Consider the following 12,931-nt stretch of genomic DNA (forward strand, 5'->3'; position numbering starts at 1 on the left):
TATAAGTAATTTTTTAAGAATATATTCCTCCGTTTATATTGATAATTTCTCCTGTAATGTAGCTAGATTTTTTTGAAATCAAAAAACTTACTAAATCGGCTACTTCTTCGGCTTCGCCAAAACGATTCACGGGAATTAGTTTTAGTAATTCTTTTTCGTCTAGCTGGCTTGTCATATCAGTTCTGATAAAACCCGGAGCAACTGCATTAACGGTAATATTGCGTTTTGCAACTTCCTGAGCAAGTGCTTTTGTAGCTGCAACAATAGCACCTTTTGCTGCTGAATAATTGGTTTGTCCGGCAGTTCCTTTTACTCCCGAAACAGAAACCATATTTACAATTCGGCCATATTTATTGCGTAACATTTTTTGAATAAAAAATTGCGTAACATTAAAAAAGCCATTAACACTAGTATTTAAAACGCCGTTCCAGTCTTCGGGAGTCATCCACATAAAAAGACCGTCTTTTGTAATTCCGGCATTGTTTACAATTGCTTCAACGATCGCTTCAGGATTTGCTTCCTGCCATTGTGTTAAAGTTTGTTGTACCTGTTCAAAATTAGAAACATCAAAACCTAAGATTTCTCCGGTTGCGCCCAATTTTTGAATTTCCTGCAAAGTTTCTTCTGCAGCCATTTTGTTTAAGTGATAATTGATCAGAATATGATAGCTGGATTCAACCGCTAATTTTTTGCAAATAGCACTTCCAATTCCTCTTGAACCACCCGTTACTAATACACATTTCATATGTAGAATTTATTTTTAGTCATAAATGATATTGTCATTTTTAGGTGCAATTTCATTGTATGTAAAATTATTTTTTAGAACACAACTGTTATTTTTTCTTTTTAGTTACAGATTTTGCAGCTGCCGGTTTTGTTTCCGGTTTTGCTTTTTCTGTAACTGCTTCAGTTGTGTTATTTTTTTCTTTAGTATTCGAAAACAGTTCAGCGTTCTCAAACCATTGGTTTCCTAAAACGGTTCCGTCTGGTTTAAGAAATCCCCATTTTCCTTCGTTTTTTACTCTTGCAACACCATCAATAAATCCTTTGTCTTGTTGTACAAATAAAGAAATCACAAAACCGTTTGAAGTAATACCATATTGGGTCGGAATGACCAGTTTTCCTGTTTCATTGATAAATCCCCAGTTTTTTTCTTTTACCGGAGCCAGTCCGTTTGGGCTAAAAACTTCTGCATCACTATAAGTTGGCGTAATAACAAATTCTGCTTTCGGATTAATATATCCCCATTTAGATCCCACGCAAACCGGCGCTAAATTTTTAGAAAACGCTTTTGCTTTATCATATATAGGAGTAATTATCCAGTTTCCTTTTAAATCAATAAATCCTATTTTTCCGTTCTTTTTGGCGTAAGTCAAATCCTGAGTTTCAAAATCCCAGATTTTTTCTGCACCATCTACGGCAATAAAATTCCCGGCACTCACAATTCCAAACGTTTTATCTTTTCTTGCCCAGGTTGTATTTTTAAAATAATTACCTATTTCATCATACGAAGGTTCTATAATTTCCTTTCCTGCGGTATTAATGATTCCCCATTTTTTATTACTTTCAACTCTTGCAAAACCATTTTCAAAAGGCTTTATCTGATCGTATTTTGGCTCTAAAACAACAGTCATTTTTGAATTGATCAGCCCAACTTTGTTTCCTTGTCTGATAAAAGCAACGCCGTTATTAAAATCAAATAATTTTTCTGTTGGAGGCGCTTTTTGAATTTCACCTTTTGTATTGATATAAAGCCAGTCTTTCTCTTTTTGTACAATGGCAATTCCGCTGTTAAAATCTTTAACGTCCTTATAATCGGCTGGAATTACCCAAGTTCCTTTTGAATCAATAAATCCCCATTTTCCGTTATTTTCTGCAGCCGCCAAACCTTCAGAGAAGCTTTTTGCCGACTTGTATTGTGGTTCAATTTTAAAGTTTCCGTCTTTGGAAATATATCCAATTTTAGAATTTTTTTTAACTAATGCCAATTCCTGGCAATTAACAAATTGAATGCAGCATACTAATAAAAAAATAGATAGTTTTTTCATGATTTTAAGGTTCAATATTAATAATGTAAAAACAAAAATATTAACTGTTGATCAGATAATCTTTTACTTGCTGAACAAAAGGATACATAACCTGATCTTGCTTGAATACCGGAATTATATTTCTAACATCGTCATACCATTTTTTGGTAACAGATGAAATTTTACCTTTTTGTTCTAAATAATCAATCGCCTGAACAATTGTAATCAATTCGATAGCCAAAACTTCAAAAGAATTTTCGATTACTTTTGATGTAATTACGGCCGAGTTGGTTCCCATACTTACAATATCCTGATTGTCATTGTTGTTTGGAATACTATGAACGTACATTGGGTTGGATAACATCTGGCTTTCGGCAGTTGTTGAGGTTGCAACGAACTGAACTCCCTGCATTCCGAAATTAAATCCTAATGTTCCTAAATTCACAAACGGAGGAAGAATTTCATTGATTTTTGAATTCAGTAAATAATTCAACTGACGTTCTGCCAACATGGTTAACTTGGTAATCACAATTTTCAATTTATCCATTTCAAGCGAAATATAATCGCCATGGAAATTACCTCCGTGATAAACGTGTTTGTTTTTTACGTCGATAATTGGGTTGTCATTTGCCGAGTTAAATTCGTCTTCCAAAATAGAAGCAACATTATTGATTGTTTCAAGAACCGGGCCTAAAATTTGAGGCACACAACGCAATGAATAATATTCCTGTACTTTTTCTTTGAAGATTTCTTCGGTATTTTCTCCAGAATATAAGTGGTCTTCTCTTTTACGGATTAAAGTACTGTCTGAAAGATTGGCTCTCATTTTTGCAGCCACATCCTGTTGTCCTTTATGACGTTTGGTTTGGTTTAATTCTTCAGAAAAGTGATCATCATAAGCCTGAACCAATTCGTTTATGGCACAAGAAGCTTTTAATGACCAGTCTAATAATTTATTAGCATAATGAACATTTACAACTCCAATTCCGGTCATTACAGAAGTTCCGTTTATTAAAGCCAGACCTTCTCTGATTTCTACCTGAATTGGTTTTAAACCTTCAATTTCAAAAACTTCCGGAGTTGGTCTTCTGTCTCCTTTATAAAAAACTTCGCCTTCTCCAATTAAAACCAAAGCTAAATGTGATAATTGTACCAAGTCACCGCTGGCACCAACGCCGCCGTGTTCAAAAATTAACGGAGTGATATCTCTGTTAATTAATTCAGCCATTAAATGAATTACAGAAGGATGAACTCCTGAATTACCTAATGATAAAGTATTTAATCGCGCCAAAATTGCTGCTTTTGCACAAACCGGGCTTAAAGGTTTTCCAGTTCCTGAAGAGTGGCTTCTGATTAAATTGTATTGTAATTGAATCTGATCTGATTCTTTAATTCGATATTGCGCCATTGGCCCAAAACCTGTATTTACACCGTAAATCACTTTATTTCCTGAAAATTCTTTTAGGAAATTGAAGCTTTCATTTACTCGATTTAATACAAGGTCGCTCACAACAACTTTGTTATTTCCAAATATAATGGATTCGAATTCTGCTAAACTTAAATATTCATTAATTGTATTCATTAAATTGTTTTTGGTTGTGCTAATTTAATTTTATTTATCAAAATAATTGTAGTTATTTTGATGATGGCAAATGTAGTTTAATAATTGATAACATTTTTAATATGATAAAGGAGTTTGTAGATGTTTTAGTAATAGGCGCAGGACCTTCTGGATGTGTTTCGGCATCTTATCTTCATAAAAACAATATTAAGATAAAAGTGGTCGAAAAAACAAAGTTTCCGAGACTTGTTGTTGGAGAAAGTCTTATTCCAAGGGTAATGGATCACTTTGCAGAAGCGGAACTTTTTGAATGTCTTGATGCGATGAATTTTGAGAAAAAACTCGGAGCACGTTTTATCAGAGGAGAAGAAATTTGTGTTTTTGATTTCAGCCAGAAATTTGGAGAAGGCTGGGATTGGACTTGGCAGGTGCCAAGAGCAGATTTTGATAACACAATGGCTCAGGAAGTTATTCGAAAAGGAATCGATTTAGAATTTGAAACAGAAGTTCTGGAAGTTTCCTTCGAAGGAAAAAATTCTAAAACAATCGTAAAAGACAAAGACGGAAATCTAAAAGAAATTCACGCGAAGTTCATCATCGATTCCAGCGGATACGGACGCGTTTTGCCAAGACTTTTAGATCTTGATACGCCATCAAAACTAGATCCGCACTCTTCGATATTTACACATGTAAAAGATATTAACAGACCAGAAGGTGAAGAAGGAACTCAAATTTCTTTTGATATTCTGGAAACCGAAGTCTGGTTATGGGTAATTCCTTTTTCTAACGGAAATACAAGTTTGGGAGTAGTGGGGCCAACAGATTTCATTAACTCACTTTCCGAAAACAAAGACAATGCTGAAGCTTTGCGAAACGCTATTCAGAAATCGGATTATTATATTAAAAGATTCAAAGGAACGGAGTTTTTGTTTGAACCGGTAAAACTGGAGAATTATTCAAGAGCCGTAAAAAGAATGTATGGTGACGGTTTTGCTTTAACCGGAAACAGTTCTGAATTTTTAGATCCTGTTTTTTCTTCCGGAGTTGCTTTTGCAACAGAATCCGGAATGCTGGCAGCAAAATTATATATTAAGGAATCGCAGGGAATTGCTGTTGATTGGGAAACTGAATTTACAGAATACATGAAACGCGGAATTGCTGTTTTTACCACTTACGTGAAAGAATGGTACACCGGAAACCTGCAGACTTTATTCTTCCACCAACCTGAAAACCCGGAAGTAAAAGAGAAAATCTGTTCTGTTTTGGCAGGTTATGTCTGGAACGAAGAAAATCCGTTTGTGAAGAAACACGATCATGTGATCAAGAATATGGCGTATTTATTAAATATGCAAAAAGAAGAAAAAGAAAATATTAAAGAATAATCAAGAAGAGATGGATTTAGATTGCGTTGAGACGCGATGAATCGCGTCTATACTATGCTGGAGATTACATGGAATATTATCCATAACGGTACAGACGCGATTCATCGCGTCTCCAAATAATGATGATAAAAAAAGGAGCAGAAGCCCTTAAAAATTTCTCTGACGAAGCTGCTATTATTTAATAACACAAATATCAAAATAATAAATTAAGACATTCATAAAAACAAAAAAGAGACTTTTAAAGTCTCTTTTTTTATATTATTTATAAGCTTTTTTCAGAATCATTTGCGAAAGTGATTTTGCCGTTTTAGCATATCCTTCTCCAATTCTTGATTCGTTGCTGTAATTGTTTCCCCATTGATCTCCGGGAGCTTCTTCGCTTGTGATTTCCAGCAAAACATTTGATTTATTAGCCGTTTCAACAAACTTTAAGTTTGTACTCACTTTTGCTTCTTGTTTCATTATTCCTGCATCCCAACCCGGATAAAGCCATACTGTCTGCACAATTAAAGTATAAGGTGCATTTGTCAAACCTTCCTGAAAATTTACATCTTTTTTCTTTTTAGCTAAAACCACATTGGCTAGTTCTAAAAATTTTGGACTCCAGATTAATTCCGGAGAAGATTTCCATCTTTTTTTCCAGGCGTCTCCGTTTCCTTTTGTTTTGGTATTTAAATCTGCCGTTCTTTCTTCGACATATTGAGCTTCAGATTTTTTTTCTTTCATCATAGTAAAATTACTATAATCAAACTCAACATTAATCTCTTTTTGATCTTTCAAAAAATTGAAATCTCCTTTTACGACATTCATGTCCTGTGCAAATGCTGCACCCGAAATAAACAACAATGCAATTACTAGTTTTTTCATAAAATTGGTTAAAAGTTAAGTTTCAAATTTAAATGTTTTTTTATTAAAAACTATTTTATATAAAATTATTTATGAGCAAAGTAAGGGTTATTTCAATTCAAATATTTTCTCCATCAAAACCCATTTTTCTCCGGGTTTTGCCCACGGTAAAGCTTGTTGAAATTTCCACATTAACGTTTCCCATTCCTGAACTTTTGGGTTTTGAGCGTCTGCTTTTGATTTTTTTTCGAAAGTAAAATCGGCGTTGGCTTCAATAATCATAAATAATCTGTTTCCGGTACAATAAATATCGAGAATAGAAATTCCGGAGTTTTTTATGCTTTCTGTAATTTCGGGCCAAATATTTTGATGGAGCTTTTTATATTCTTCAATTAAATTGGAATCGTCTTTTAAATCTAAGGCTAAACAAAATTTTTGTGTGGTCATTGGTAAGAAGAGTTAGGTTTTAAAAAAGTAATTTACAAAAAAAAGACTGTCGTTTACAGACAGTCTTTTATTCTTCAAAAAATAATATAGTAAAAATTATACTACCAGAATTTTACATATAATGCTACAATAATCAATAATGTAATTACGATTAAAACTGTAGTTTGTGGTTTTACTTTAAACATTTCAGAGTCTATTTCAAACGCTTTTGGATTTACTTTTGGTCCGGCAAAACTGATTCCAATCATCGCTAACATCGTAAAGAAGAACGATAATCCCATACAAATGTGGAATGGAATTTCGAATGCGCCTTTTCCATTAGGATACGCTGTGTATAATAATGTTTCGTTTCCGAATAACATTGGAGCATATTCGTTGAACAATACAGACAATACAAATCCAAGAATTACACCCACAATCGCTGCAGTTCCGGTTGTTCTTTTCCAGAACATACCAAGGAAGAACATGGCGAAAACTCCAGGGCTAATGAATCCGGTGTATTTTTGGATATAAGTAAATCCACCAACACCGCCAATTCCCAGGATATCATTCCATGTAAATAAAACCGCTAAAAGCATCGCAGCAAAAACGGCAATTCTACCAATGTTTACCTGTTGTTTTTCTCCGGCTTCTTTCTGGATGTATTTTTTATGAATATCTAACGTATAAATTGTCGAAATACTGTTTACTTTTCCTGCCAAAGAAGCTACAATTGCAGCCGTTAACGCCGCTACAGAAAGTCCTTTTAAACCTGTTGGCAAGAACGTTAATACAGCAGAATAAGCACCGTCTTTTCCTCCAACCAATTGTGGTAAATGTCCGTTTTGGTATAAAACAAAAGCAGCAATACCTGGTAACATTACGATTAATGGCATTAATAATTTTAGCATACCCGCAAACAAAATACCGGTACGAGCCGTTTGTAAATCAGCACCAAGTGCTCTTTGTGTAATGTATTGGTTACAACCCCAATAGTTTAAGTTGATGATCCAGATACCGGCAAGATACGACATCAAACCAGGGAATGTTAAGTACTTATCAATATCAAGCTGAGAAGATGTTGCAGTAGGTTTTGGAATAATCATTTTGAAATGCTCCGGAGCTTCTCTCATTAAAACTTTAAAACCGGCAATAGCATTTTCGCCTACGCCAAAATATTGTCCAACAGTTGTTAATGCGATATAAGAAGTTACAAGTCCTCCAATAATTAAAACAGCAACCTGAATAACATCAGTATAAGCCACAACTTTCATTCCTCCCAAAGAAATAAACAAAGCAAATATGGCTAATCCCACCATAATCACGTGAAGATATTCTCCTCCGGCAAGACCGTTAATGGCAACAGCTCCTAAATAAAGGATAGAAGTTAAATTTACAAATACATACAAAAACAACCAGAACACAGCCATAATAAGGGCAGTCGATTCGTTATAACGTGTTTTTAAGAATTGAGGCATTGTGTAAATTTTGTTTTTAAGATAAACAGGAATAAACCAAACGGCCACAATAATCAAGGCAACAGCAGCAAGCCATTCGTAAGCTGCAACGGCGATTCCTAAGAAGAAACCTTCACCGCTCATTCCGATGAATTGTTCTGCTGAAATATTTGAGGCGATTAAAGATGCTCCAATAGCCCACCATGTTAAGTTTCCTTCGGCCAAAAAGTAGGCTTTAGCATCTTGTTCATCTTGTTTACGTTTGCGATAAACAGTATAACCGTAGACCGAAACTACGATGAAATAAATAATAAAAACCGCATAATCTGCGAAGGCAAGGTTCTGGTTCATTGTTAGTATTTTAAAAAATTAGTAAAGGGTGATTGTTTGTTTATTTTTAAGTTTTAAAATGGATTAATTTCTAAAACTGGTTTGTATTATGATTGTGCTACCCGGTTTTTTTCTTTGCTTTTATAATGCACAGTTGATAATTCCCTTAAAACTTCTGCACTTTTTTCAGGTGTAATATCCCGTTGCGATTCGCCAAGCATTTCGTAACCTACCATGAATTTTTTTACAGTTGCAGATCTTAATAATGGTGGATAAAAATGCATGTGAAAATGCCATTCCGGATGTTCAAAACCATCTGTTGGCGCCTGATGAATTCCTGATGAATACGGAAAAGAAGTGTTGAATAAATTATCGTATTTTGTCGTTAATTCTTTTAATATTGTGGCATAAGCAAGCGTTTCTTCCGGGGTAAAATCAGTAATTTTTCCAAAAGATCTTTTGCTGATAATCATTGTTTCGTAAGGCCAGATTGCCCAAAACGGAACCAAAGCTACAAAATGTTCATTTTCGATTACAATGCGTTCTCCGGATCTTAATTCGGCCTGAAGATAATCTGCCAATAATGTTTTGTTGTTTTTATCGTAGTAGGCTTTTAAGCATTTTTGTGTTTTTTCAACCTGAGTCGGCAAAGAGGATTGTGCCCAGATTTGTCCATGCGGATGCGGATTGCTGCAACCCATAACACTTCCTTTATTCTCAAAAATCTGAACGTAATTAATGTATTTAATATTTCCTAAATCGGTATATTCATTTTGCCATGTTTTGATGATCGTTTCGATTTCACCAATTGTCATTTCGGGCAAAGTAAGATCGTGTCTTGGCGAAAAACAAACCACTCTCGAAATTCCGCGCTCAGGCTGTGCTTTAAAAAAGGTATGTTTAATATCTTCTTCAAAAATAATCTCATCCTGTTTCATGGCCGCAAAATCGTTTTCAAACACAAAACTGTCTTTGTAGTCAGGATTGTTTGCTCCGTTTGCCCGAACATTTCCCGGACATAAGTAACAAGTTGAATCGTGTTTTGGCAATTCTTCCGTTATAACAACTTCATTTTGTCCTTGCCAGGGACGTTTTGAGCGATGAGGTGAAACTAAAACCCATTCATTAATTAATGGATTATAGCGCCTGTGCGGGTCTTCGTTAATGTCAAAATTTTTCATTGTTGTGGTATTAAAGTAGTGTTGTTCCGTTTGCGATTTTTACATCATAAAATTTTAGTTCGATACCAAATATATTTAAATAAAGATTTGCAAACTTATTTTTCACTTCATTTTCATGACCTTTTTTAATTAAATTTATGGTACAGCCTCCAAAACCACCTCCCATTACTCTCGAACCAATTACATTATCATCAGATTTTGCAGTATCTACAAGCATATCCAGCTCTTCACAACTCACTTCATACTCTTGCGATAAACCATAATGTGTCTCAAAAAGTAATTGTCCTAAAAGTTCTATGTTTCCGTTATCCAAAGCTTTACACGCTTCAGTAACGCGATTTATTTCTTTAACTACAAAATGTACTCTTTTAAAAACTGTTTCGTTCATTTTGTCACGAATGCTCAAAACTTGTTCTTCCGTACAATCCCTGAAACTTTTTACTTCCGGAAAATGACTTTTTATAATCGATAGACCTTCTTCACACTCCATTCTTCTGGTATTATATTCAGATGTAAAAAGAGAATGTTTTACATTACTGTCAAATAAAACCAACGAATAATCTTTGAAATTGGCATCGTGATATTCAAATTCCAATGTATTGCAATCTAATTTTATAACCTTATTTTCAAGTCCGTGTACGCTTGAAAACTGATCCATAATGCCGCAGTTAATACCAACCCAATGTTCTGCTTTTTGTCCCATCAAAGCAATATCAACCTTTTTAATAGTAAGATTGAAAAGTGCTGCAATTCCAAAAAGCATCCCGCATTCTAAAGCCGCAGAAGACGATAATCCGGAACCAACCGGAATATTACTGCTAAAAACACAATTAAAACCTTCAAATGAAAAACCATTATCCTGCAATTGTTTGATAACACCGCGAATATAATTTGTCCAGACAACATCGCTTAATTGCACTTCCTGCGTTAAATCAATTTCGAAATCTTCATTTAAATCAATAGCAATTATTTTTGATGTCGAAGAATTACTTTTTTCGAAAGCAAAACAAATTATTTTGTCAATCGCAGCAGGCAAAACATAACCGTCGTTATAATCTATGTGTTCTCCAATAATATTAATTCGGCCTGGAGAAAGCACTACTTTTTGAGGAGCAGATCCAAAAGATTTCTCAAAAAATGCGGTTGTGTTTTGTATTAAAATGTCATTCATTGGGTAATAATATAGATGTGGGTTTTTATATTTTTTAGTTTATTTTTTGAAACTGATACACTGTTTTTTGATGATATTCGTCTCCTTTTTTCAAAATAGAATTTGGAAAATTAGCATGATTTGGTGCATCCGGAAAATTTTGCGTTTCAAAACAAATTCCGCTTGAGCGATGATAATCAACATTTTCTTTTCCTTTTAAAGTATCAAAACAATTTCCGCCTACATACACGTGCACACTTGGCTGATCTGTGTAAACGTTCATTTTTAAATTGTTTTTTGTACTGAATAAAGTCGCTGCGATGGCATTGTTAGAATCCAACACAAATGAATTATCAATAACAGCAGGACAATTTTTTGGCGATCTGAAATCAAAATCGTGATGAGAAAGAGTTGTGAAATTCCCTGATGGAATATTATCGTCGTTTGTTTCTAAAATCTTATCAGAATTGACAAACATTTCCTGATCTAAAACACTAGAATAATGACCGTTGAGGTTAAAATAACTATGATGCGTCAGGTTTATAACAGTATCTTCCGTTGTTGTCGCTTTATATTCTAATTGTAATTCGTTTTCTTTGGTTAAAGTATACGTTAAATCAATGCGTAATTCTCCGGGGAAATTTTCGTCTAAATCTTCACTTAACAGACTAAATGTTATCGATGGATTTTCACCTTCGGTTAAAGCAGTAACAAACCATACTTTTTTGCCAAAACCATCATTTCCGCCGTGCAGCGTATTACCATTATTATTACCGGCCAATTGAAATGTTTTATCATTTAAAGTAAAACTTCCTTTATTGATTCTTCCGGCATAACGCCCAATTGTAGTTCCAAAATAAGGTGCGCTTGGTAAATTGTAAGATTGCAGATAAGCTTCTAAATTATCGAAACCTAAAACTACATCAACCGTTTTTTCATTTTCAACAGGAATTTGTAATGAAGTAACAGTCGCACCGTAATTGATGATTTGTACTTTCATTCCATTTTTGTTAGACAATTCAAAAGAATAAATCTTCTCTCCATCAGGCATTAAACCAAACAATTTCGAATAAGATATATCTATTAAATGCGATATGTGTTTTAATTCCATAAAAAAATTACTAAAAATGAAATCCAAAAATAGAAACATTTTAAAATTTTGCATACCAGTACCTACCAGTTTTTTGTATATTGCCAAAAAAAGCTGTTTTTATGAATATCATTTCCATTCAAAACAATCTTGGACTGCCAAAATATAAGCAGATTATTCTTTCAATTGAAAAAGCGATTGAAGACGAACAATTGCTAAAAGGAGATCGGCTTCCGTCTGTCAATAAAGTTTGTCTGGCGTTTAATTTGTCGCGCGATACGGTTTTGCAGGGTTATGATGAACTCAAAAAAAGAGGTATTATTTATGCCATTCCGGGAAAAGGATATTACGTTAAAAGCGTTGAAACCACTATAAAACAAAAGATTTTTTTGCTTTTTGATGAATTGAATATTTTCAAGGAAGATATTTATAATTCGTTTTTAAAAAACATTGGAAAAAATGTTCAGGTTGATATTTTCTTCCATCATTTTAATGTTCCCGTTTTTCAAAAGCTGATCAACGACAGCAACGGAAATTATACCAAATACATTATTATGCCCACGAACTTAAACGATATAGTTCATTCTGTAAAAACCCTACCAGTAGGTGACGTAATTATACTCGATCAGACCAATCCTGATTTAAAAATATATCCCGCTATTTATCAAAATCACCAGAAAGATATTTTTGAAGGATTGCAGAAAGGAAAGTCAAAACTGAATAAATACAAAAAGATAATTTTGATTTTTCCTGGATTCCGGGAACCGCTTGGAATGAAAATTGGTTTTGAAAATTTTTGTACCGAATATCATTTTGAATCTGAAATTATAACCGAATTTACCAACAGAGAAATTACGGTTGGAGATCTTTTTATCATTCCGAATGATCGTGATTTAGTTCGCGTAATCGAAAATGCCAGAAAGCAAAACTTAAAACTGGGAATTGATTTTGGAATTATTTCGTATAATGAAACTCCATTGAAGAAAATTGTTGCAAATGGAATTACTACAATCTCCACTCATTTTGAAGCGATGGGAAAAATTTTGGCAGAAATGGTTTTAAAAGGAATGAAAGAGCAAATCGAAAATAAATCTTCCTTGATAATTCGTAACTCTTTATAAACACGAATTTCACGAATTTGCACAAATTTAAAAAGTGAAATAATTTTTGCGCCATGAATTGATTCGTGACAATTCATGAAATCAGTGTTTTATCACAGTACAAATAAGTTTTGTTTAATAATTTTTTTAAGCTTTTTATTTTTTGTTTTAATAGAATTATTTTACATACATTTGTAAATGTAAATTCTACACTTATTTTTTGTTAATGTGGATTAAAAAGAAAATAATTTGTTTAGTTTTTTAATTAGTAGTTTTATTGAAGAAAAAAAACCCCGAAAGATTGTAGCTTTTGGGGTTTGTTTTTTTAGAAAAAGCCACAGATTAAAAGATTAAAATGATTTAAAATCTGTGTAAATCTTT

11 protein-coding genes are annotated in these 12,931 nt (G+C 33.6%); 2 read left to right on the plus strand and 9 right to left on the minus strand.

Annotated elements, in window-relative coordinates:
- Positions 1-13: 13 nt before the first annotated feature.
- From flxB to flxA, 3 genes are all read right to left on the minus strand, one after another.
- Complete coding sequence (gene flxB, locus AC3QL1_RS05580) at positions 14-745, minus strand: flexirubin biosynthesis SDR family reductase FlxB (RefSeq protein WP_492495827.1); 732 nt, start codon at positions 743-745, stop codon at positions 14-16.
- A gap of 88 nt (positions 746-833) precedes the next feature.
- Positions 834-2,048 carry a WG repeat-containing protein gene (locus tag AC3QL1_RS05585; RefSeq protein ID WP_492495829.1) on the minus strand — a complete coding sequence of 405 codons (1,215 nt, stop codon included), beginning with the start codon at positions 2,046-2,048 and terminating at the stop codon, positions 834-836.
- A gap of 40 nt (positions 2,049-2,088) precedes the next feature.
- A complete protein-coding gene (gene flxA / locus AC3QL1_RS05590) occupies positions 2,089-3,609 on the minus strand; it encodes a flexirubin biosynthesis tyrosine ammonia-lyase FlxA (RefSeq protein ID WP_492495831.1) in 1,521 nt (506 codons plus the stop codon).
- Between the two features lie 101 nt (positions 3,610-3,710).
- Between flxA and AC3QL1_RS05595 the strand changes: the two genes are divergently transcribed.
- Positions 3,711-4,970: an NAD(P)/FAD-dependent oxidoreductase gene (locus AC3QL1_RS05595; RefSeq protein ID WP_492495833.1), complete on the plus strand. Its 1,260-nt coding sequence runs from the start codon at positions 3,711-3,713 to the stop codon at positions 4,968-4,970.
- 258 nt (positions 4,971-5,228) lie between these two features.
- Here AC3QL1_RS05595 and AC3QL1_RS05600 read toward each other — a convergent pair whose 3' ends face one another.
- The 6 genes from AC3QL1_RS05600 to AC3QL1_RS05625 form a co-directional block, all read right to left on the minus strand.
- Entirely contained in the window at positions 5,229-5,837 is a 609-nt protein-coding gene (locus AC3QL1_RS05600; protein WP_492495835.1) for a hypothetical protein, read from the minus strand.
- Between the two features lie 87 nt (positions 5,838-5,924).
- Positions 5,925-6,263 (minus strand): L-rhamnose mutarotase, encoded by a 339-nt coding sequence (locus AC3QL1_RS05605; RefSeq protein ID WP_492495837.1) that lies wholly within the window; start codon positions 6,261-6,263, stop codon positions 5,925-5,927.
- A 101-nt stretch (positions 6,264-6,364) separates the two neighbouring features.
- Positions 6,365-8,050, minus strand: coding sequence for a sodium/sugar symporter (locus AC3QL1_RS05610; RefSeq protein WP_492495839.1), 1,686 nt, complete (start codon positions 8,048-8,050; stop codon positions 6,365-6,367).
- Between the two features lie 86 nt (positions 8,051-8,136).
- Positions 8,137-9,210 (minus strand): UDP-glucose--hexose-1-phosphate uridylyltransferase, encoded by a 1,074-nt coding sequence (locus AC3QL1_RS05615; protein WP_492495841.1) that lies wholly within the window; start codon positions 9,208-9,210, stop codon positions 8,137-8,139.
- A gap of 10 nt (positions 9,211-9,220) precedes the next feature.
- Positions 9,221-10,381, minus strand: coding sequence for a galactokinase (galK, locus tag AC3QL1_RS05620; protein ID WP_492495843.1), 1,161 nt, complete (start codon positions 10,379-10,381; stop codon positions 9,221-9,223).
- Positions 10,382-10,415: 34 nt separating this feature from the next.
- On the minus strand, positions 10,416-11,471 hold the full coding sequence (locus tag AC3QL1_RS05625) for an aldose epimerase family protein (protein WP_492495845.1): 1,056 nt from the start codon (positions 11,469-11,471) through the stop codon (positions 10,416-10,418).
- A 101-nt stretch (positions 11,472-11,572) separates the two neighbouring features.
- On the opposite strand from AC3QL1_RS05625, the gene AC3QL1_RS05630 reads away from it, so the two are divergent.
- Positions 11,573-12,571, plus strand: a complete 999-nt coding sequence (locus tag AC3QL1_RS05630) for a GntR family transcriptional regulator (protein WP_492495847.1) — start codon at positions 11,573-11,575, stop codon at positions 12,569-12,571.
- The last annotated feature ends 360 nt before the right edge of the window (positions 12,572-12,931 follow it).

The organism is Flavobacterium sp. GW823-FHT04A11, from assembly GCF_058796535.1.